The organism is Kitasatospora papulosa (genome assembly GCF_000717245.1).
In the GTDB taxonomy this organism is placed as follows: Bacteria; Actinomycetota; Actinomycetes; order Streptomycetales; family Streptomycetaceae; genus Streptomyces; species Streptomyces papulosus.
The window spans coordinates 123,111-141,890 of record NZ_JNYQ01000014.1; the positions used below are offsets into that span (position 1 = coordinate 123,111).

The 18,780-nt window shown below is 72.6% G+C and carries 21 protein-coding genes; 8 read left to right on the forward strand and 13 right to left on the reverse strand.

Annotation, left to right across the window (positions count from 1 at the left end):
* Window positions 1–24: 24 nt before the first annotated feature.
* Complete coding sequence (locus IA22_RS0128450; protein WP_030125253.1) at window positions 25–897, forward strand: ATP-grasp domain-containing protein; 873 nt, start codon at window positions 25–27, stop codon at window positions 895–897.
* 81 nt (window positions 898–978) lie between these two features.
* Here IA22_RS0128450 and IA22_RS0128455 read toward each other — a convergent pair whose 3' ends face one another.
* Window positions 979–1,464 carry a rhodanese-like domain-containing protein gene (locus IA22_RS0128455; protein ID WP_014157547.1) on the reverse strand — a complete coding sequence of 162 codons (486 nt, stop codon included), beginning with the start codon at window positions 1,462–1,464 and terminating at the stop codon, window positions 979–981.
* A 93-nt stretch (window positions 1,465–1,557) separates the two neighbouring features.
* Here IA22_RS0128455 and IA22_RS0128460 point away from each other — a divergent pair, with 93 nt between their 5' ends.
* Entirely contained in the window at window positions 1,558–2,004 is a 447-nt protein-coding gene (locus IA22_RS0128460; RefSeq protein WP_030125254.1) for an Lrp/AsnC family transcriptional regulator, read from the forward strand.
* Here the strand turns inward: IA22_RS0128460 and IA22_RS0128465 are convergent.
* The 3 genes from IA22_RS0128465 to IA22_RS0128475 are packed head-to-tail and all read right to left on the reverse strand — an operon-like array spanning window position 1,994 to window position 6,857.
* A complete protein-coding gene (locus IA22_RS0128465) occupies window positions 1,994–5,032 on the reverse strand; it encodes an AAA family ATPase (protein WP_030125255.1) in 3,039 nt (1,012 codons plus the stop codon). The genes IA22_RS0128460 and IA22_RS0128465 overlap by 11 nt on opposite strands.
* Window positions 5,029–6,195, reverse strand: coding sequence for an exonuclease SbcCD subunit D (locus IA22_RS0128470; protein WP_014157544.1), 1,167 nt, complete (start codon window positions 6,193–6,195; stop codon window positions 5,029–5,031). The genes IA22_RS0128465 and IA22_RS0128470 overlap by 4 nt, the downstream gene beginning before the upstream one ends.
* A gap of 35 nt (window positions 6,196–6,230) precedes the next feature.
* The gene (locus tag IA22_RS0128475; protein ID WP_014157543.1) at window positions 6,231–6,857 is read right to left on the reverse strand and encodes a YigZ family protein; all 627 of its coding nucleotides are present in this window, start codon (window positions 6,855–6,857) and stop codon (window positions 6,231–6,233) included.
* 82 nt (window positions 6,858–6,939) lie between these two features.
* Here IA22_RS0128475 and IA22_RS0128480 point away from each other — a divergent pair, with 82 nt between their 5' ends.
* Together IA22_RS0128480 and IA22_RS0128485 are read left to right on the forward strand one after the other, a co-directional pair.
* Window positions 6,940–7,356 carry a CoA-binding protein gene (locus IA22_RS0128480; protein WP_014157542.1) on the forward strand — a complete coding sequence of 139 codons (417 nt, stop codon included), beginning with the start codon at window positions 6,940–6,942 and terminating at the stop codon, window positions 7,354–7,356.
* Window positions 7,357–7,404: 48 nt separating this feature from the next.
* Window positions 7,405–8,214 carry an AAC(3) family N-acetyltransferase gene (locus IA22_RS0128485; protein ID WP_030125256.1) on the forward strand — a complete coding sequence of 270 codons (810 nt, stop codon included), beginning with the start codon at window positions 7,405–7,407 and terminating at the stop codon, window positions 8,212–8,214.
* Window positions 8,215–8,280: 66 nt separating this feature from the next.
* On the opposite strand, the gene IA22_RS0128490 is transcribed toward IA22_RS0128485, so the two are convergent.
* From IA22_RS0128490 to IA22_RS0128500, 3 genes are all read right to left on the reverse strand, one after another.
* Entirely contained in the window at window positions 8,281–8,835 is a 555-nt protein-coding gene (locus IA22_RS0128490; RefSeq protein ID WP_030125257.1) for a YbaK/EbsC family protein, read from the reverse strand.
* 31 nt (window positions 8,836–8,866) lie between these two features.
* Complete coding sequence (locus tag IA22_RS0128495) at window positions 8,867–9,451, reverse strand: helix-turn-helix domain-containing protein (protein WP_015576255.1); 585 nt, start codon at window positions 9,449–9,451, stop codon at window positions 8,867–8,869.
* 167 nt (window positions 9,452–9,618) lie between these two features.
* The gene (locus IA22_RS0128500) at window positions 9,619–10,368 is read right to left on the reverse strand and encodes an acyltransferase (RefSeq protein ID WP_030125258.1); all 750 of its coding nucleotides are present in this window, start codon (window positions 10,366–10,368) and stop codon (window positions 9,619–9,621) included.
* 148 nt (window positions 10,369–10,516) lie between these two features.
* Here IA22_RS0128500 and IA22_RS0128505 point away from each other — a divergent pair, with 148 nt between their 5' ends.
* Window positions 10,517–11,062: a gamma carbonic anhydrase family protein gene (locus IA22_RS0128505; protein WP_015576257.1), complete on the forward strand. Its 546-nt coding sequence runs from the start codon at window positions 10,517–10,519 to the stop codon at window positions 11,060–11,062.
* Between the two features lie 33 nt (window positions 11,063–11,095).
* Here IA22_RS0128505 and IA22_RS0128510 read toward each other — a convergent pair whose 3' ends face one another.
* Window positions 11,096–11,746 (reverse strand): DedA family protein, encoded by a 651-nt coding sequence (locus IA22_RS0128510; protein WP_014157536.1) that lies wholly within the window; start codon window positions 11,744–11,746, stop codon window positions 11,096–11,098.
* A gap of 128 nt (window positions 11,747–11,874) precedes the next feature.
* Window positions 11,875–12,312, reverse strand: coding sequence for a DUF4442 domain-containing protein (locus tag IA22_RS0128515; protein WP_014157535.1), 438 nt, complete (start codon window positions 12,310–12,312; stop codon window positions 11,875–11,877).
* 109 nt (window positions 12,313–12,421) lie between these two features.
* Between IA22_RS0128515 and IA22_RS0128520 the strand changes: the two genes are divergently transcribed.
* Together IA22_RS0128520 and IA22_RS0128525 are read left to right on the forward strand one after the other, a co-directional pair.
* The gene (locus IA22_RS0128520; protein ID WP_030125259.1) at window positions 12,422–13,444 is read left to right on the forward strand and encodes a DUF8017 domain-containing protein; all 1,023 of its coding nucleotides are present in this window, start codon (window positions 12,422–12,424) and stop codon (window positions 13,442–13,444) included.
* Between the two features lie 67 nt (window positions 13,445–13,511).
* Window positions 13,512–14,822, forward strand: a complete 1,311-nt coding sequence (locus IA22_RS0128525; protein WP_030125260.1) for an MFS transporter — start codon at window positions 13,512–13,514, stop codon at window positions 14,820–14,822.
* Here IA22_RS0128525 and IA22_RS0128530 read toward each other — a convergent pair.
* The 4 genes from IA22_RS0128530 to IA22_RS37235 form a co-directional block, all read right to left on the reverse strand.
* Window positions 14,784–15,629, reverse strand: coding sequence for a spermidine synthase (locus tag IA22_RS0128530; protein WP_030125261.1), 846 nt, complete (start codon window positions 15,627–15,629; stop codon window positions 14,784–14,786). The genes IA22_RS0128525 and IA22_RS0128530 overlap by 39 nt on opposite strands.
* A 40-nt stretch (window positions 15,630–15,669) precedes the next feature.
* Window positions 15,670–16,521: a patatin-like phospholipase family protein gene (locus tag IA22_RS0128535; RefSeq protein ID WP_014157531.1), complete on the reverse strand. Its 852-nt coding sequence runs from the start codon at window positions 16,519–16,521 to the stop codon at window positions 15,670–15,672.
* 69 nt (window positions 16,522–16,590) lie between these two features.
* Window positions 16,591–17,760, reverse strand: a complete 1,170-nt coding sequence (gene tuf / locus IA22_RS0128540; protein ID WP_014157530.1) for an elongation factor Tu — start codon at window positions 17,758–17,760, stop codon at window positions 16,591–16,593.
* A 91-nt stretch (window positions 17,761–17,851) separates the two neighbouring features.
* Window positions 17,852–17,998, reverse strand: coding sequence for a hypothetical protein (locus tag IA22_RS37235; protein ID WP_015576264.1), 147 nt, complete (start codon window positions 17,996–17,998; stop codon window positions 17,852–17,854).
* Between the two features lie 343 nt (window positions 17,999–18,341).
* On the opposite strand from IA22_RS37235, the gene IA22_RS0128550 reads away from it, so the two are divergent.
* Entirely contained in the window at window positions 18,342–18,776 is a 435-nt protein-coding gene (locus IA22_RS0128550; protein ID WP_014157529.1) for a hypothetical protein, read from the forward strand.
* The last annotated feature ends 4 nt before the right edge of the window (window positions 18,777–18,780 follow it).

Below are 18,780 nucleotides of genomic sequence, written 5' to 3' on the forward strand. Positions count from 1 at the left end.
GACGGCCCGGAGGTCGACATCCGCATGGCCCCGCCCGGCTTCCTGTTCTGCCGCGACCCGTTGCGCCCGACGCGTCCGGATCCCGTGTTCGCCGAGGAGGAGGCCGCGGCGCGGCGCACCGGCGCCCGGACCGTCCTGGTCGATCACGACGCTCTGCTCGCCGGCGATCCCGGGACCGCCGTCCGCCGGGTGCCGCGGGACTCGGGGACGTACTGGTACCGGGGATGGATGATGCCGGCCGTCCGTTACGCGGAGTTCGAGCGCGCCCTCGCGGCCCGCGGCTGCGCCCTGCTCACCGACGCCGCCGCGTACCGGCGCGCCCATGAACTCCCCGGATGGTACGAGGCGTTCACCGGGCTCACTCCGCGCAGCGTCTGGCGCTCCCTGTCCGCCGCAGACCTTCCGCCGGATCCCGCCACCGGCCTCGCGGAGGGTCTGGGCCCGGGTCCGGGCATCGTCAAGGACTTCGTGAAGTCCCGCAAGGACGAGTGGCACGAGGCGTGCTTCGTGCCGGAGGTGAAGGACGCGGAGCGGCTGGCCGCGATCGTCGGCCGATTCGTCGAGCTGCAGGGGGAGTTCCTGGCAGGAGGAGTGGTGCTTCGCGCGTACGAGCCGTTCGTGCCGGGCGGCGAGGCGCGGGTGTGGTGGGTGGACGGCGAGGTCGCACGGGTGACGGCTCATCCGGACACGCCGGGCCGGCTGCCCGCACCGGGCCTCGACGTCGTCGGCGAGGCCGTGCGCGCCCTCGGCTGCCGCTGGGTGACCACCGACATGGCGCTCCGGGAGGACGGGGTGTGGCGGGTGGTGGAGGTAGGTGACGGTCAGGTCAGCGGCCTGCCCGCCGGCGACGACGGCGAGGCCCTGTTCCGCGCGCTCCTCGGGCCGCCGGCCCTCTGAACGCCGCCTGCTCGAGGCCCGTACTCCCGAGCCGGCTCCGGCTCCGGCTCCGGGCAGGTTCCCGGCTCAGTCCCGCCCGGTTCAGCAGCCACAGTCGTCGGCGCCCACGGGCGCGGTGAGCGCGTCGACAGGGCGCCGTTCCGAGCCCTCCCAGGTCTCGTACGCGAACCCCTCGCGCACCCAGTACTCGAATCCGCCGAGCATCTCCTTGACCTGGTAGCCGAGTTCGGCGAGTGCCAGAGCCGACCTGGCCCCTCCGTCGCAGCCCGGCCCCCAGCAGTACGTGACGACGGGAACGGCCGGGTCGAGGAGGCCGGCCGCCTGCTCCCCGGTGAGGGCGGTCGGCAGGTGCACCGCACCGGGAACGTGCCCCTGGTCCCAGGAGGCGGTGGAGCGGGAGTCGACGACCACGAACCCGGGGTCGCCGTCGGCACCGAGGGCGGCGGCGACGTCGGACACGTCCGCGTGGAAGGCGAGCGAGGCGCGGAAGTATGAGGCCGCCGCGGCCGGAGAGGCGGGCGGCACGCGGAGGACGGGGTTGCCGGTGGTGAGCGTCTGTGAGGTCATGGCCGAAAATCTACGGCCGACCGATCCGCGTGCGAAGCAGTGATCCATGGCACTTTCGTTGATTCCCGGTGGATTCCCCTGTTGTCTGGCGCCATGACCGACTATTCCCCGGACGCCACGGACTGGCGCATCCTCGATGTCCTCCAGCGCGACGGACGCGCGACGTTCGCCGAGCTGGCCCGCGCCGTTTCGATGTCCCCCAGCGCCGTCACCGAGCGGGTGCGCCGCCTCGAAGAGCTGGGGGTGATCAGCGGATACACCGCGGTGGTGGACCCGGAGCGGCTCGGTATGCCGATCCTCGCCCTCGTCCGGCTGCGGTACCCGAACGGCAACTACAAGCCGTTCCACGACCTGACGGCCTCCACACCGGAGATCCTGGAGGCCCACCACGTGACCGGGGACGACTGTTTCGTCCTCAAGGTGACCGCGAGGTCGATGCGTCACCTGGAGGAGGTCACGGGGAGGATCGGCACCCTCGGTTCCGTGACCACCAGCATCGTCTACTCCTCGCCGCTCCCCCGTCGCGCGATCAGCCGCTGAGCGTGCCGGCCGCCCGGTGGACGACGGCCGAGCCGTGCCTCTCCTTCACCACCTCGAGCTGGACGGGGATGCGGCGGCGCAGGTCGCCCACGTGGCTGACGATGCCGACGCTCCGGTCGCGTTCACGCAGCGAGTCCAGGACGTCGAGCACCTCGTCCAGCGTCTGCTCGTCCAGACTGCCGAAACCCTCGTCGATGAAGAGCGTGTCCAGGCGGACACCGCCCGCCTCGTCCGTCACCACGTCGGCGAGGCCGAGGGCCAGGGCGAGTGAGGCGAAGAAGGTCTCCCCGCCGGACAGGGTCGCCGTGTCGCGCTCCCGTCCCGTCCAGGAGTCGACGACGTGCAGACCCAGACCCGCCCTGCGGCCCCCGCTGCGGTCGTCGGAGTGGACCAGTGTGTAGCGGCCCCCGGACATCCGCTGGAGGCGGATGGTCGCAGCGGCGGCCACCTGTTCGAGACGGGCCGCCAGTACGTACGCCTCCAGTCGCATCTTGCGCTCGTTGTCCGCGGAGGTGCCCGCGGTCAGCCCGGCGAGGCGGGCGACCCGCTCGTACTCCTGGCGCACCGGACCCAGCGCGCGCACCTCCTCCTCCGTACGGCGGGAGAGCCTGCCGAGCTCCGCGCTGCGCTCCTGTGCGGCGGAGTGCGCGGCGGCGCTCTCGCGCACGGCCCGCACGGACCGGTCGTACGCCACCTGCGCCGCGTCCGGCTCGGCGGCCGGCCTGCCCGCGGCCGCCTTGGCGTCCTCCTCCGCGAGACGGTCGGCGACAGTGGCCGCCTCCGCCTGCCAGGCGTCGACGCGATGCTGGAGCTCCCGCTGCGCGGTGTCCCCGAGGATCTTGGCGGCAGCGGCCTGAGGCGTGTCGAATCCCGCCCGGTAGGCGGCGTCGGAGAGCCTGCCGTCGGCCTCCTTGAGGCGCTCGGCGGCTCCGTGCTCGGCGCGGAGGGCGTCGGCCGCGTCGGACAGCAGTCCGGCCCGGCGTTCCAGCAGTCCGGCGTGCTCGGCCACCGAGGCGCAGGCTCCCCGTGCCTTGGCCAGTTCCCCTTGCAGCGCGGCCTGTTCACGGTCGAGCGCTTCGCGCTGCGACGTGCGGGCAGCCGTACGCCGCTCCGCCTGCTGCCGGTCGTCCAGCCTGCCGAGGTGCTCACGCTCCGCGGACGCCAGGGCCTCCCGGGCCGCGTGCGACTGCGCGGCCAGGCGGTGCGCCTCCGCGTGCTCCCGGGTGAGGCGGTCCACCACGTCACCCAGTTCGGCCACGGATGCGGACGCCCCGCCGGCCGGGCCGGACTCCCCCGGGCCCGAGGCCTCCGCACGGGCCGTCGCGAGGCGTTCGCGCAGGACTCCCAGCCGGCCCTCCGCCTCCGTGCGGACCCGCTCCGCCCGCTGGTGGGCGGTCAGTGCCGCCTCCTCCGTGGCCCGGTCCACATGTCCCGCCTCCGCACGGGCCGGCTCGGGGTGCTCGGACGAGCCGCACACCGTGCAGGCCACACCGTCGGCCAGTTGGCCGGCCAGCTCCGCCGCGATGCCGCGCAGCCGCTGTTCGCGCAGGGCCAGCCACTTCTCGTGTGCGCCCACCGCGCTCTCTCGCGCCGTGGTCAGGGCCGCCGCAGCGGTCTCCTCCTGCTCACCGAGTGCGTCACGCCGTCGTGCCGCCTCCAGCCTCCTCCGGGCCGGGTCGAGCCGGGCCGCCAGCTGCTCCGCCCGGGTCGCGGCGTCCTGTGCGGTCTCCACGCGTTCCCTCAGGGTCCGGTGGGTGGTGTCCCAGCCGGCCAGCCACTCCGCCGCCTCCTGGATCAGTTCGTCGTCCGCGCGGGACTGACGCTCCAGGCCGGCCCGTTCGGCGTCGATCTCCCGGCTCCGGCGCTCGGCACGGCGTGCGGACTCGAGCGCGCCCAGCTCCGCGCGGAGGCCGCGTTCCCTGTCGGCCAGCTGACCGAGGCCCGCGTCAGCCAGCTCGGACGGCAGACCGGCGCGGGACCGTGCCAGCGCAGCGGCAGCGGTGCGGTGGGCCCGCTCGGCCTCGTCACGCAGTTCGAGAGCCGGGGCCACCAGGTCCGCCTTGCGGGCACGGGCCAACTGCTCGTGGCAGCGGTCCCGTTCCGCGCGGCGGTCCTCCAGACCGGCGGCACGGCGGCGGGTCTCCTCATACCGCTGCTGGAGCCGGGCCAGTTCGCGTTCCGACTCGGCCACGAGCCGGGCGGCGTCGCTCCGCCGTTCCGCCGCGGTCAGCATCCAGCGGGCGATGTCGAGCCGTTCACGGGCGCCGCTGCGCGCGACGGCCGCCCATCGCAGGACCGCCTCGGCGAGCCCGGGCTCGCCCGGCCGTTCCTCGGGGGCCGGCTCCTCCGCGGCCGGTCCGGCCGCCTGCGCGAGGCGATGGGCCAGCACGAGGATCTGCTCGTCCCCTGCCCTGACCCGGGCTTCGGCCGCCCGTCGCAGCTCGGCCAGGCGCTCCTCGACGGCGGCGAACCGGCGGGTGTCGAAGAGACGGCCGAGGAGCTTTCCACGCGCCTCCGCGTCGGCCCGCAGGAACCGCGCGAAGTCCCCCTGAGGCAGCAGCACCACCTGGCAGAACTGGTCCCGGCTCATCCCGACGAGCCCGCCGATCTCCTCGCCGATCTCCTGGTGGGAGCGGCTCAGCGCCTTCCAGCCGTGCTCGGGGTGGTACTCCCGCAGCCAGCTCTGCGCCTTCTCGGTCGTGAAGCCGCCGCCCCTCTTCTTGGGGCGGGGCTGGGCCGGCCTCCTGGTGACCTCGAGCCGGCGCCCCCCGACCGTCAGCTCCAGGCGTACCTCGGTCGGCCGGTCCACCGGGGCGTGGTCACTGCGCAGCGAGGTGCCGGGGCTCTGCCGGGCCCCGGGCACCGCCCCGTAGAGGCCGTAGCAGACGGCGTCGAGCACGGAGGTCTTGCCCGCGCCGGTGGGGCCGTGCAGCAGGAAGATCCCGGCCGAGGACAGGGCGTCGAAGTCGACTTCCTGGGTGGCGCCGAACGGGCCGAACGCGGTCAGGGTGAGCCGGTGCAGCCTCAACGGGACACCTCACCGATCACGTCGTCGATCCGTACGTCGTCGAACACGGCACGCAGCACCGTGCGCTCCTGGTCGCTGGGGCCGCTGCCACCGCGTACATGGGCCACGAAATCCTCCGCCACCTGCTGGTCGTCACGTCCCTCGAGCCGCTGTGCGTAGGAGGCGAGGGGGTCCTGCGGGGCACGTTCGGGGTCGAAGACCAGGCTGAGCGTGTGCGGGAAGCGTTCCAGGAGCCGGGCCATCGGCTCGTCCGGCCGCGTGGGGTCGGTGAGGGTGGCCTCCACCCAGGCTTCCCGGTGGCCTTCGAGGGCCGGGTCCTCCAGCAGGGCGTCGAGGCGGCCGCGGAGCCGCGCGAGCGGGCGCGGTACAGGGCAGTCGACGCGTTCGGCGGCGAGGTCCCCGCCGGGGCCGAGATCGATCAGCCACATCGTCTTGCGGTGCGTGTGCTCGGAGAAGGAGTACGCCAGCGGGGAGCCGGAGTACCGGACGCGGTCCGTCACCCTCTGGCAGCCGTGCAGGTGGCCGAGTGCCACGTAGTCGACACCGTCGAAGACGCCCGCGGGGACGGCGGCGACCCCTCCGACCGTGATGTCGCGTTCGCTGTCGCTCGGTTCACCGCCCGCCACGAACGCGTGGGCCAGGACCACCGACCTGGTGCCCTCGGGCCGGACCGAGAGGTCGGCCCGTACGCGGTCCATCGCAGCCGTGAGCACTCCTTCGTGCCCCGCCCCGGTGGCGCCCAGCGCGTCCCTCACCAGCGCGGGCTCCAGGTAGGGCAGCCCGTAGAAGGCCACCTCACCGTGCGCGTCGTGGAGCACGACCGGCGTCGCGCAGTCGGCGGGATCGGTACGCAGATGGATCCCGGCCCGTGCGATCAGGCCGGCACCGACGCCGAGCCTGCGGGCCGAGTCGTGGTTGCCGGAGATCATGACGGTCGGCACCCCGGCGCCGGCGAGCCGGTGCAGTGCGTCGTCGAACAGCTGGACGGCCGACAGAGGCGGAACAGCGCGGTCGTAGACGTCGCCCGCCACCACGACCACGTCGACGGCGTGCTCCCGCACCGTCTCGACGAGGTGGTCGAGGTAGGCGGCCTGGGCGTCGAGCATCGGGACACGGTGGAACGACCTCCCCAGGTGCCAGTCCGAGGTGTGCAGAATCCTCACGACGCCACTCCTACTGATCCGTCCGGCATGCTTCCTCAGACATCCCCGTACGCCTCGCCGCCCGGTTCGAACGTCGCGGAGCCCGCGGTGGCGTCCGCCAGCCAGGCCCTGAAGCTCTCGACGTCCGCGTCCGGCAGCCCGATCGCGATGGTCACCGCCTCCGCGTAGGTCACCTCGTGGACCGCCACGCCGGTGGCGCGCAGATCGTTCTCCAGCTTGCCCGCGCGCTGGTGGTCCACCGTGACCTCGGCGAGGCGGAAGCGGCGGCGTGTGGTCGTGCCCAACGCGTCGAGCGCCTCGCCGACCGCCCCTCCGTACGCCCGGATCAGTCCGCCCGCCCCGAGTTTCACGCCGCCGAAGTACCGGGTGACGACGGCGACGGCGTACCGCACCTCACGGCGCATGAGCATCTGCAGCATGGGGACGCCGGCCGTGCCGCCGGGCTCCCCGTCGTCGCCGGCCTTCTGGACGGAGGCGTCGGCGCCGATGACGTAGGCGTAGCAGTGGTGGTTGGCGGTGGGGTGCTCCTTGCGGACGCGCGCGATGAACTCCTGCGCCTCCTGCTCGGTGGCGGCGGGGGCGAGCGCGCAGAGGAAACGCGACCGGCTGACCTCGGTCTCGTGCACACCCGCGCCGGTGACTGTCCGGTACTCCTCCTGCATCCGTCCACCCTATGCGCCGGTCCGCCACCCGATTTCACCCTCCCGTGGGGAATGACCGGGCGGGACCGTCCGTTGTCCGGGCATGTACGCAGACGACGACACGATTCGCGAAATCCTTCAGGACACGGGCGACACCTGGGCGGTGGTCGGCCTGTCCACCAACAGGTCCCGCGCCGCCTACGGGGTGGCGGAGGTCCTCAAGCGCTTCGGCAAGCGTGTGGTGCCCGTCCACCCCAAGGCGGAGCCGGTCCACGGCGAACAGGGGTACGCCTCACTGGCGGACATCCCCTTCCCCGTCGACGTGGTGGACGTCTTCGTCAACAGCGAGCTGGCGGGCGCCGTCGCCGACGAGGCGGTGGCGGCCGGGGCGAAGGCCGTCTGGTTCCAGCTCGGCGTGATCGACGAGCAGGCGTACGACCGCACCCGTGCGGCAGGCCTGGCCATGGTCATGGACCGGTGCCCGGCGATCGAGATACCCCGCTTGAGCCCCCTGCGCTGAGTCCTGCCGGCGGAGGCGTGGTGTCGCGGACGACCCCGGGCGGGGAGAATGTCCGCCGTGACCCGGCATCTCCTGCTCGGCGGTGAGCGCACCGCCGCCCAGCTGCACGAGCTCGGTGTGCGGCGGGGTGGTGTCCTGCTGGCGCATGCCTCGATGCGTGCCGCGGGCGGCAGCGCCGAGGACATGGCTCGCGCGCTGCACCGGGCCCTGGGACCGGCGGGGACGCTGGTCGTCCCCTCCTTCACCCCGGAGAATTCCGACACGTCCCGCGCCTACCTGGACAGGGTCCGCGGCCTGAGCGAGGAGGCCGGGGCGGCGGTGCGCGCGGCGATGCCCGCCTTCGACCCGGCGGTGTCTCCCGCTCCCACGATGGGCGCCCTCGCCGAGCTGGTCCGGCTGGCTCCGGGCGCGCGGCGCAGCGGCCACCCGCAGACCTCGTTCGCCGGGCTCGGTCCGGCGGCCGGGCAGCTGCTCGCCGGCCACCGCCCGGACTGCCACCTGGGCGAGGACTCCCCCCTCGCCCGGCTGTACGAGGCCGACGCGCAGATCCTGCTCCTGGGCACGGGCTTCGGCCGCTGCACCGCCTTCCACCTCGCGGAGTACCGCCGCCCGGCCCCGCCCCGGCGCCTCTACCGCTGTGTGGTGGCGTCGGAGGGAGGCCGCCGTTGGTGGGAGTACGAGGACGTCGCTCTGGACGACAGCGACTTCGCACACCTCGGCGACGACTTCGTCCGTGCGCGGCCCGGAGCGGTCGGCGCGGGCCGGGTGGGGTCGGCGCCCAGCCGGCTGTTCCCTCTGCGCGCGGCCGTGGACTTCGCCGTCGGCTGGATCACGGAGCGCCGGACCGACGGCGTATGACGCGTTCCGGGCACGTACGGCGCGGTCCGGCTCAGGGCACTACTCCCCACGGTCCGACAGTGCTTCTCAGACCCCGAGGCCTTCCAGCAGGACCGCTCCGGGCAGTGCCGCCAGCGCCTTGCCCGGGACGATGAGCTTGCCGCGGCGGCGGCCGCTGCCGATCAGGACCCACTCCGTGTCCGCCACCGCCGGGTCGACGAGGAGGGGCCAGGCCGCAGGCAGTCCGATCGGGGTGATCCCGCCGTACTCCATGCCGGTCTCGCCGACCGCGATGTCCATGGGGGCGAAGGACGCCTTGCGGGTACCGAGGTGCTTGCGCACGGCCCCGTTCACGTCGACGCGGGTGCGCGAGAGCACCACGCACGCGGCGAGGGTGGTGTCGCCGCCCCGCTTGCCAGCCACGACCACGCAGTTGGCGGAGGCGTCGAGCAGTCCGGGACCGTGGTGCTCGACGAAGGCGGCCGTATCGGCGATCTCGGGGGCGGTGTCGACGAAGACGACGGACTCGGCGGGGGTTCCGCCCCAGCCGGCCGCGATCGCCTTCGCGACGGGCGGGGTGAGCAGGTCCAGCCGGTCCGCTGCGGGAGAGGCGTCACCGAAGTCGCCGAGGGGTGCGCGCATGCCGCTCACGCTACAGCCGTCGGCGCACCGCTCATCTGCCCTCCCGACGGACCGGCGGAATCGACACCGCCATCGTCAGGTCGGCGGGCTCGGAGCCGTCGTTGCGGTAGACGTGCGGCACGTGGGCCTCGAACGTCGCGGAGGTGCCGGCGGGCACCACATGGGCCACGCCGTCGACGACCAGCGTCAGCTCCCCCGAGGTGACGTGGAGGAGTTCCACCGTTCCCTCGGGGTGCGGGTCGGAGAGGCTGCTGTCGCCCGGCATCAGATGCCAGGACAAGAGCTCGATGGGACCGCGGGCCTCCGTGCCGACCAGGAGCGTGTTCGAACTGCCGGCCTCCGTGGACCACAGGCGCACCATCTGGTCCGCGGGCACGAGCCGCACCTGGGCCCCCTGCTCGTAGTCGAGCAGGGTCGTGATGCTGACCCCCAGCGCGTCCGCGAGCTTGACGGTGGTGCCGACGCTCGGGTTCGTACGCGCCTGCTCGATCTGGATGATCATGCCGCGGCTGACCCCCGCTCGGGCTGCGAGGGCGTCCAGGGTGAAACCCCGCTCACCTCGCCAGCGCTTGAGATTCCGGGCGAGCGACTGGGTGAGCTGATCGAGGTCGGTCACATTCCGTCCAATGTGATGGATGAAAAAGTCGAAAATATCGCACTACCGCGTGGCGCACACACCGGACCACCGCACTGTACTGCGAGGCATCCGACGCGAATGCCGCCCCGTACGAGCGGTGTCCGGTGCAAGCACGGTTCGTGCCGGGCACAGCACCGGCGGAGAGGTCAGTCTCCGGCCGGGTCCTCGAGCAGCAGCGCCACGGCGGCCAGCTGCTCCGGCGTGACCCCGTCGGGGATCGGCACGGGCGCGGGGGTGCGCAGCGGCGGCTGCCAGCCCTTCTCGGGGTCCCAGCTCCGCACCACCCTGGCGGGCGCTCCCGCGACCACCGCGTGGTCGGCGACCTCACCGCGCACGACGGCTCCCGCCGCGACCACGACGTTCCGGCCCAGCCGCGCGCCGGGCAGGATCACGGCTCCGGTGCCGATCCAGCATCCGGGCCCGATCACGACCGGCTCCATGCGCGGCCACTGCCTTCCGACCGGCTGGTCGGGATCGTCGTAACTGTGGTTCGTGGAGGTGATGTAGACGTACGGGCCGCAGTAGGTGTCCGACCCGATCGACACCGAGGTGTCGCCGATGACATGGCTCCCCCGGCCCAGCACCACACCGTCCCCCAGGGTCAGGATGGGATCGGCCCCGAGATCCAGGTCGGGCATCAGGCCGGCCGTGAGGGTGACCTGTTCGCCGATGATGCAGTGGTCGCCCAGTTCGATCCACCGCTCGCCGAAGACCGTTCCCTGGGGAAACGCGAGCCGGGTACCCACGCCGATGCGGCCGAACCGGAGCCGCCCGGGGTGCGGCGCGGTGACCGCCCCGGTCTCCTGCACCCAGGCCCAGACGCGGTGGACGGCACGGGAGGTGGCCTCACGCCGCCGCAGGGCCAGGGAGGAGAACAAGTTCCGGTTCTTCGGCACCCGCTCACGGTAGTCGGCCGGGCCGGAACGGATCCGCGCGGCAGGCTGTGATGTTCACCCCACCCGGCCGGGCCGCGTGGACCGTCGATTACGGTTCGTGCGGAGCAGGGGGTGCCGTGCGCACCACACCCCACCCGAGGAGCTGGCGATGGCAGAGCAGGCATTGGTCACCGGTATCGGCGGCAAGGAGCCGGACGTCGACCCGGACGCGTTCCTCGCGCCGACGTCCGTCGTCATCGGCGAGGTGTCGCTGGCCGCGGGATCGAGCGTCTGGTACCAGGCCGTGCTGCGTGCCGACTGCGGCCCGATCTCCCTGGGCCCCGACAGCAACATCCAGGACAACTGCAGCGTGCACACCGACCCCGGCTTCCCGCTGACGGTGGGCGCCCGGGTCTCGGTCGGCCACAACGCCGTCCTGCACGGCTGCGTCATCGAGGACGACGTGCTCGTCGGAATGGGGGCCACCGTGCTCAACGGCGCACATATCGGTGCGGGTTCGCTGATCGCGGCGCAGGCCCTCGTCCCGCAGGGGATGCGGGTGCCGCCGGGCTCCCTCGTCGCCGGCGTGCCCGCCAAGGTCAAGCGGGAGCTGACGGCGGAGGAGCGTGAGGGCATCGCCTTCAACGCGGCCGGTTATGTCGAGCTGGCGAAGGCGCATCGCGCGGCCCACCAGGAGACGCGCCAGGAGGGCTGAGGGCGCACGGGCACGGTGCCGGCGCCGCCCGGCTCAGTCCGCTGCGGGAACCGCGTCCGGCACCGGGCTGTCGGCCTGTTCCGCGGCCTTCTTCGCGCGGTTCTTGAGCACCAGCATCGAGATCACCCCGATCAGCACGGCAGCCACGAGCCCCAGCCACGAGAAGCGCTTGAGCCACGCCTCGGCGACGACGCCCACCGAGTAGATGACGGCGGTGGTGCCGCCGGCCCAGACGATGCCGCCGAGCACGTTGGCGATCAGGAACTTCCAGTACGGCATGCGCAGCACGCCGGCCAGCGGTCCGGCGAAGATCCGGAGCAGCGCGACGAAGCGGCCGAAGAAGACGGCCCACATGCCCCACTTCTCGAACGACCGTTCCGCAAGGGCGATCTGGGGCGCCCCGAAGTGCTTGGGGAACCGGCCGCCGAGCCAGGCGAGCAGCGGGCGCCCTCCCCTGCGGCCGATGGCGTAACCGATCGAGTCTCCGATGATCGCTCCGGCAGTCGCGCAGGCGCCGAGCACCACGGGGTCGATGTCGCCGTGCTGGGAGGCCAGGAGCGCCGAACTCACGAGGATGATCTCGCCGGGCAGCGGGATGCCGAGGCTCTCGAGTCCGATGACCACCCCCACCAGGAGGTAAATGCTGACCGCGGGTACGGTCTCGAGCCACTCCTGGACGTGCATCGCCGGTCCTCCCGTGAGAAATCTGCCGCCGCGCACCACGAGGGGTGCACGGCGGGCAGCCTACCGGGCCGGACGGACGGGGAAGTCGGCGCGGCCCTCGGGCCGGGGTCCGCGGGGCCGGCCCGTGCTCAGCGGTTGGGGCGCAGTGTCCAGACCACGCTCATCTCGCTGGTGACGGCGCCGTCGGCGCGACGGATCTCGACGCTCACCGGGAACTCCGGGCGCTTGCCCTCGTCCAGTTCCGCGACGACCTCCGCCGCAGGGCGGCCCAGGACCGCGGTGGCGGTGAGATCGCCCATGGCGACCTTCTTGAAGGCCATCTCCGTGGTGACGGGCAGCGGGACGGCACGGGCCATCTGGTCGCCGAACGCGGCGACGACGATCGCACCGCTCGCCGACTCGGCGAGCGTGAACATCGCGCCGGCATGGGGTCCGGCCAGGTGGTTGTGGTACTCGGCGCGGTCCGGGAGCGTGAGGACGGCACGCTCCGCGGTCGTCTCGAGGTATTCGATGCCAAGGGTCCGGACCATCGGGACGCTCGCGGAAAGGATCTCGCCGACCGTCATCTCTTCAGTACTCATGGGCGCGATGTTACTTGTCAGTAGCAGGCTTTGGCCATCCCCTCGCAGGGGCGCCCGTAGCAGCGGACGCACCTCCCCTCTATGGTTACTGGCCATGTGGCCAGGACAGCAGCCGCCCGGGGGCGAGCAGAACCCGCAGGACCAGAACCCGTACCAGCAGCCGGGGTACCAACAGCCGAATCCCTATCAGCAGCCGGGGTACCAGCAGCAGGGCCAGCCGGGATACCAGCAGCCCAACCCTTACCAGCAGCCCACGATGCCGCAGTACGCCGTACCCGGCGGGCCCGGAGGCCCGCAGAAGGACGACAGGAAGAAGACGACGATCGTCGCCGTCCTCGCGGCGACCGCCGTCGTCGTCACGGCCGTCGTCACCGGCGTCGTCGTCATGAACAAGGACGACAAGGGCGGCTCGGACGTGGCCGACGGCAAGGAGTCCTCGTCACCGACCGCGAAGCCGTCCGACACCGCATCCTCACCGGCGGCGAACCCGCGGGGCGGCGAGGACGCCGCGCCCACGGTCCCGGGCTGGAAGGTCGTGACCAACCCCAAGTGGGGCACGCAGTTCGACGTGCCCGGCGACTGGGAGGTCTCCGGTACCGGCGTCTTCGCCGGCTTCGAGGACGTGAAGGACCCCACCGGTCCTCCGGCGGTCGGCTTCTCCGCTCCCGCGTACCTCAAGACGAAGTGGTGCAGCGACGACACGGACAAGGACGGCAAGCAGGAGGACACCGGTCTGGCCGGCGTCGGCACCAAGGGCGCCCAGGGTGCGAAGAGCACCGACGAGGCGGCCACGAACGAGGCGGCCAACTGGGTCTGGGCCGCTTATGCCCAGAAGGACCCGAAGGAGAAGGTGAAGACCGGCGAGCCCGAGCAGTACACGACGAAGTCGGGTCTGTCGGGGAGCGTCGTCAAGGCCACCGCCACCGGGCTGGCCAACAAGGACAAGTGCGACACCGACGGCAAGTCGATCGCGTTCTCCTTCAAGAACGCCAAGGGCGACTACTCGTCCTGGATCCTCTACGCGAACGCCGGCGTCGACGACGAACTGCCGGACGCCACCATCCAGAAGATCCTCAGCACGGTACGCCTCGTGGAGGTCGCGGAAACCACGTCCTGAGCCGTCGGCCGGGGCGGACGGTCCCCCGCATTTGGCGGGAGGGGGCCGGTGCGGGGATAGTCCCTTGGTGACCTCCGCCTCCGCCGCGCCCTCTTCCGCCCCGCGCTCCCTGCCCGCGGGACGCAACTTCGGTCTGCTGACCGCCGCCGCGATCATCACGAGCCTGGGCACCAACGGCGCTCTGATCGCGGCGGCGTTCGCGGTCCTGCAGTCGGGCGGCGACGGCGGCGACGTCGGGCTGGTCGCCGCCGCGCGTACGGCACCGCTGGTCCTCTTCCTGCTGATCGGGGGCGCGGTCGCGGACCGGCTGCCACGTCACCGGGTGATGGTGGCGGCCAACACGCTGAACTGTGTCTCCCAGGCCGTGTTCGCCTGGCTGGTGCTGACCGGCGGCGCCGAACTCTGGCAGATGATGCTGCTCACGGCGCTCTGCGGCACCGGGCAGGCCTTCTTCGGACCGGCCGCCGAGGGCATGCTGATGTCCAGCGTCGACGGTGAGCAGGCCGCCCGCGCCTTCGCCTTCTTCCGGATGTCCATGCACGGCGCGGCCATCGGCGGCGCCGCGCTGGGCGGGGCCATGATCGCGGCCATGGACCCCGGCTGGGTGCTGGCGATCGACGCGGCGGCGTTCGCCGTCGCCGGCGTGCTCAGGGCGTTCCTCGACGTGAGCCACATTCCCGCGCGGCTGCCGGGCGGCGGTCTGCTCGCGGATCTCCGCGAGGGCTGGCAGGAGGTCGTCGGGCGCCCCTGGCTCTGGGCCGTCGTCCTGCAGTTCTCCGTGGTCGTGGCCGTCGTGGGGGCCGCCGAGGCGGTGTACGGACCGCTGGTGGCACGGGACGAGCTCGGCGGTGCCCGCCCCTGGGGCTTCGCCCTCGCCGCCTTCGGCGTCGGCACACTCGGCGGGGCGCTGCTGATGATGCGGTGGAAACCCCGACGGCTGCTGCTGGCCGGAACGCTCTGCGTGTTCCCTCTGGCCCTGCCGTCCGCGGGGCTCGCGATCCCGCTGCCGGTCGCCGGTCTCTGCGCCGTGATGTTCGTGACCGGGGTCGCCATCGAGGTGTTCGGGGTCTCCTGGATGACCGCCCTCCACCAGGAGATCCCGGAGGAGAAGCTGTCACGGGTCGCGGCGTACGACTGGTTCGGCTCGGTCGCGATGGTGCCCCTCGCCACGGCGGCGGCCGGTCCCGTGGAGACGCTCGTCGGCCGCAGCGAGGCCCTGTGGGGCTGTGCCGCCCTGATCGTGGTGGTGACCGCGGGCGTCCTGCTCGTTCCCGACGTACGGAATCTGACGCGCCGCAGCACCGTGGCGAAGATCAGCGTGCCGGAGCAGGGCGGCGCCTCACCCGACGCCGAAAGCCCCGTCCGGGGGCTCGGGTGAGCCCACGGCCTCGCTGTCCCGTACCGTCTTCGCTCCGCCGACGAACCGGCGAAGCGCCGCACCGTGCTCGACCCGGGCGGGGAACACGTCGGCGGCACAGAGCCTGGTGAGCGGCGGGACGTCCAGGGGAGCGTGCGAGGCGAGCAGCACGGCGTTGCCGAAGCGCCGGCCGCGCAGGACGGCCGGTTCGGCGATCAGCGCGATGTCCTCGAACACCGCTGCGAAGTTGGCCAGTTGCGACCGGAGGAAGCCGAAGGGAGCACCGTCGGCCAGGTTGGCCGCGTAGACGCCGTCACCGCGCAGGACCCGTCCGGCGGCCCGCGCGTACTCGACCGAGGTGAGGTGCGCCGGGACCCGTGAGCCGCCGAACACGTCGGCGATCAGGAGGTCGGCGGATCCTTCCGGCGCCTTCTCGATCCAGGCCCGGGCGTCGGCGCCGTGCACGGTGACATCGGCCCCGTCGGGCAACGGCAGGTGATCGCGGACCAGTTCGGCGAGCCCGCGATCCGCCTCGGCCACGTCCTGCCGTGAGCCGGGACGGGTCGCGGCGACGTAGCGGGGCAGCGTGAGTGCGCCGCCGCCGAGGTGGACCGCGTCCAGCGGCGCCCCCGGTGCCGCGGCCCGGTCCACGACGTGGCCGAGCCGTCGTACGTACTCGAATTCGAGATGTTCCGGCTCGTCGAGGTCGACGTACGACTGGGGTGAGCCGTCGACCGTGAGCAGCCAGGCCCGGTCCCGGTCGACGTCGGGCAGCAGTCGGGCGGTGCCGTGGTCGGTGTCGCGGATGACGGGTATCGGCTCGTTCACTCCCCCATTGTGACGGGCCCCTGGCGCTCTCCCCGCCGGGTCAGCCGTTCCACACCGCCGCGACCGCCTCGGTGTGGGCCGCGGACTGGGCGAGGCCCGCCCTGGCCGCGGCGGCGCGGCGGGCGGGGTCCAGGGGATTGCGCCCGATGGCCTTCCGTGCGCCCGCGTCCGGGGTGATGAGCTCGACCCGGGCGCCCTCGGCCTCCAGCAGGGCGGCCTGTGCGCGGGGCGAGGCGATCACCTTGTTCCCGGTGGCGGTGGGCGCGATCACGACGACACGTCCGTAGCCGGAGGCGAGCTGGACGTTGGCGGGCGAATGCACTCCACCGTCGATCCAGTTCCGGCCTCCGGCGCTGGCCACGGGCCAGACCACGGGGACCGCGCAACTGGCGGTGACGGCGTCGGCGAGCGCGACCGTGCCCGTCCGGTCGAAGGTGTGCAGCGCGCCGGTGACGGCGTCCACGGCGGTGACCAGCAGGTTCCCCTCGGGCCATTCGGACGACGGGAGCAGGCTCGCGATCATCTCCCGCCGTTCGTCCGCGGTCGCCACGGGCCGGCTGTCGCGGGCCAGGGCGCCCAGTCTGCGGCCGTAGTCGTCCGGCGTGCGGGAGGAGAGCACCGCTCTCGCGTAGCGCAGCACGGTGACGGGGCCGAGGCGTCCCACCGGCCCGTCCGCGCTCTCCGGGGCGGCGAGCTGGCGCTCGTAGAGATCGTCGACACCGGCGGGCCCGAAGGCGAGCTGTGCCCCGACGACGGCACCGGCGGAGCTCCCGACGATCAGATCGGCGGTCGAGAGGTCGACACCCGCCTTGGCGAGGCCGTGCAGGATGCCGCTTTCCCAGGCGGTGCCGGTGACGCCTCCGGCACCCAGGACGAGAGCTGTGTCTGCCATGGCTCCCAGTCTGCCGCAGGTGGCGCGGCCCGCTCCCCCGGGGTCGGGGAGGCGGGCCGCGCCGGTCCGTCAGAGCAGACCGGTGACGGTGCCGGCGCCGACCGTGCGGCCGCCCTCGCGGATCGCGAAGCCGAGGCCGGACTCCAGCGGGACGTCCCGGCCGAGCTCGACGGTCATGGTGACCGTGTCGCCGGGCCGCGCGACCGCGGCCTCGCCGAGGTCGACGTCCCCGACGACGTCCGCCGTCCGGATGTAGAACTGCGGCCGGTACCCGGTGGTGACCGGTGTGGTCCGGCCCCCTTCCCGGGCCGACAGGACGTACACCTGCGCGGTGAAACGCCGGCTGGGGGTCACACTGCCCGGCGCCGCGACCACGTGACCGCGGCGGACGCGGTCACGCTCGACCCCGCGCAGCAGCAGGGCGACGTTGTCACCGGCCTCCGCGGACTCCATCGGCTTGCCGAAGGTCTCCAGACCGGTGACGACGGTCTCCACCTCCGCGCCGAGCACCGAGACACGGTCCCCGACGCGTACCGTCCCACGCTCCACGGCTCCGGTGACCACGGTGCCGCGGCCCGTGATGGTGAGGACGTTCTCCACGGACAGGAGGAACGGCGCGTCGGTGTAGCGCACCGGCATCGGCACGTACGTGTCGACGGCGTCCAGCAGCCCCTCGATGGACGCGGTCCAGCGTGGGTCGCCCTGGAGCGCGCCGAGCCCCGACACCCGTACGACGGGCACGGTGTCCCCGCCGTATCCGTGCGCGGAGAGCAGTTCGCGGACCTCCAGCTCGACCAGGTCGGTGAGCTCGGGGTCACCTGCGTCGGCCTTGTTCAGGGCGACGACGATGTGGTCGACGCCGACCTGACGGGCCAGCAGGACGTGCTCCGCGGTCTGCGGCATGATGCCGTCGAGTGCCGAGACGACGAGGATCGCCCCGTCGAGCTGCGCCGCTCCGGTGACCATGTTCTTGATGTAGTCGGCGTGTCCGGGCATGTCGACGTGGGCGTAGTGCCTGGTGTCGGTCTCGTACTCGACGTGCGCGATGTTGATGGTGATGCCGCGCTGCGCCTCCTCGGGCGCCCGGTCGATCCGGTCGAACGGCACGAAGGTGCCGGTTCCGCGGTCGCTGAGCACCTTGGTGATGGCGGCGGTGAGGGTGGTCTTGCCGTGGTCGACGTGGCCCATGGTGCCGATGTTGAGGTGCGGCTTGGTGCGCACGTATGCCGTCTTGGGCATGGCTCGTCCTTGGTGTTCGAAGCTGAGAGAGAAGACCCCAGGGCCCCGCCGACCCTCCCCTTACGGGGTCCGCCGGACTGTCGGGGGAGGGTCAGCTTCGGGCGCCGCCGAAGGGCGCCGCGGCAGCGGTGAACGCTGCGTCGGGTGCTGCTGCCGCGAGTGCGGTCGCGGGGCTCACGGCAGCCTTCGGCGCGTCCGCGACTGCGGACTGCGCTGCGAGGAAGGCGTACCGGAACATGCCCTGATCATGGCGGAGCGGCGGGGCGGCGTCGAATGGTTTTCGCGCGGTTCTGCCCGGCCCGAGTGGCGGAATCGCCACGCGGCGGCTGAGCCCGAAGGAGGCCCCTCACCGGAGAGCAGTTCGGTGGCGCTGAAGGCCGTGCGGTCGGCGTCGTCCGTGAGGAGGCGGCTCGCGCGGCCGTTCCCCGTCACGACGAGTCCGTCGCGGGAACGGCGCCGCGGCCACGAACTCCTTGACACATCAGCCAACCCATCTCGAACCTTTGGCCAGGCTCCGGCTGTCGGCCGACGCACCGACCTCCGTATGTTTGTCACAAGTGATCACACTGACGGGGGATCCCATGACCTGGGACGAGTGGAAGCAGATCAAGGACGATGTGGCCGCCCAGCGCACGGACTCGATGCGACTGAACCAGCTCGCCCCGGCGGCAGGGGGCGGCAGCGCCCCGGATCTCGCCTCGAGCCCTGAGAAGAAGCAGGCGGCGGCAAAGGCCATCAACGATGATCTGGAACCCGACGTCGAGAGGGACGGCAAGCACGCCGCCGAGAGCGTGAAAGCGGTGGTCAAGGAGCTCGGTGCCAGGGACGGATACGGCTGGGACACGTCCGCTGCGTTGAAGAAGGCGCACCGGACGTGGGAGCAGCAGGTCAAGGCGCTGCTGGGTCGACTGGCGTCGGAAAAGCACGCCCTGAGCAAGACGGGCATCGACTTCCGGAACTACGACATCGGCATCGGCTCGCAACTGGGTCCGCCGTCCCCGATCGACGACTACTGACCAG

What these genes read in the sequence shown, in the direction of transcription:
- IA22_RS0128450 (WP_030125253.1), top strand. Translation starts at nt 25, where the DNA reads ATGGCCCCGCCCGGCTTCCTGTTCTGCCGCGACCCGTTGCGCCCGACG.
- IA22_RS0128455 (WP_014157547.1), bottom strand. Translation starts at nt 1,464, where the DNA reads ATGACCTCACAGACGCTCACCACCGGCAACCCCGTCCTCCGCGTGCCG.
- IA22_RS0128460 (WP_030125254.1), top strand. Translation starts at nt 1,558, where the DNA reads ATGACCGACTATTCCCCGGACGCCACGGACTGGCGCATCCTCGATGTC.
- IA22_RS0128475 (WP_014157543.1), bottom strand. Translation starts at nt 6,857, where the DNA reads ATGCAGGAGGAGTACCGGACAGTCACCGGCGCGGGTGTGCACGAGACC.
- IA22_RS0128480 (WP_014157542.1), top strand. Translation starts at nt 6,940, where the DNA reads ATGTACGCAGACGACGACACGATTCGCGAAATCCTTCAGGACACGGGC.
- IA22_RS0128485 (WP_030125256.1), top strand. Translation starts at nt 7,405, where the DNA reads ATGTCCGCCGTGACCCGGCATCTCCTGCTCGGCGGTGAGCGCACCGCC.
- IA22_RS0128490 (WP_030125257.1), bottom strand. Translation starts at nt 8,835, where the DNA reads ATGCGCGCACCCCTCGGCGACTTCGGTGACGCCTCTCCCGCAGCGGAC.
- IA22_RS0128505 (WP_015576257.1), top strand. Translation starts at nt 10,517, where the DNA reads ATGGCAGAGCAGGCATTGGTCACCGGTATCGGCGGCAAGGAGCCGGAC.
- IA22_RS0128510 (WP_014157536.1), bottom strand. Translation starts at nt 11,746, where the DNA reads ATGCACGTCCAGGAGTGGCTCGAGACCGTACCCGCGGTCAGCATTTAC.
- IA22_RS0128515 (WP_014157535.1), bottom strand. Translation starts at nt 12,312, where the DNA reads ATGACGGTCGGCGAGATCCTTTCCGCGAGCGTCCCGATGGTCCGGACC.
- IA22_RS0128520 (WP_030125259.1), top strand. Translation starts at nt 12,422, where the DNA reads ATGTGGCCAGGACAGCAGCCGCCCGGGGGCGAGCAGAACCCGCAGGAC.
- IA22_RS0128535 (WP_014157531.1), bottom strand. Translation starts at nt 16,521, where the DNA reads ATGGCAGACACAGCTCTCGTCCTGGGTGCCGGAGGCGTCACCGGCACC.
- tuf (WP_014157530.1), bottom strand. Translation starts at nt 17,760, where the DNA reads ATGCCCAAGACGGCATACGTGCGCACCAAGCCGCACCTCAACATCGGC.
- IA22_RS37235 (WP_015576264.1), bottom strand. Translation starts at nt 17,998, where the DNA reads ATGTTCCGGTACGCCTTCCTCGCAGCGCAGTCCGCAGTCGCGGACGCG.
- IA22_RS0128550 (WP_014157529.1), top strand. Translation starts at nt 18,342, where the DNA reads ATGACCTGGGACGAGTGGAAGCAGATCAAGGACGATGTGGCCGCCCAG.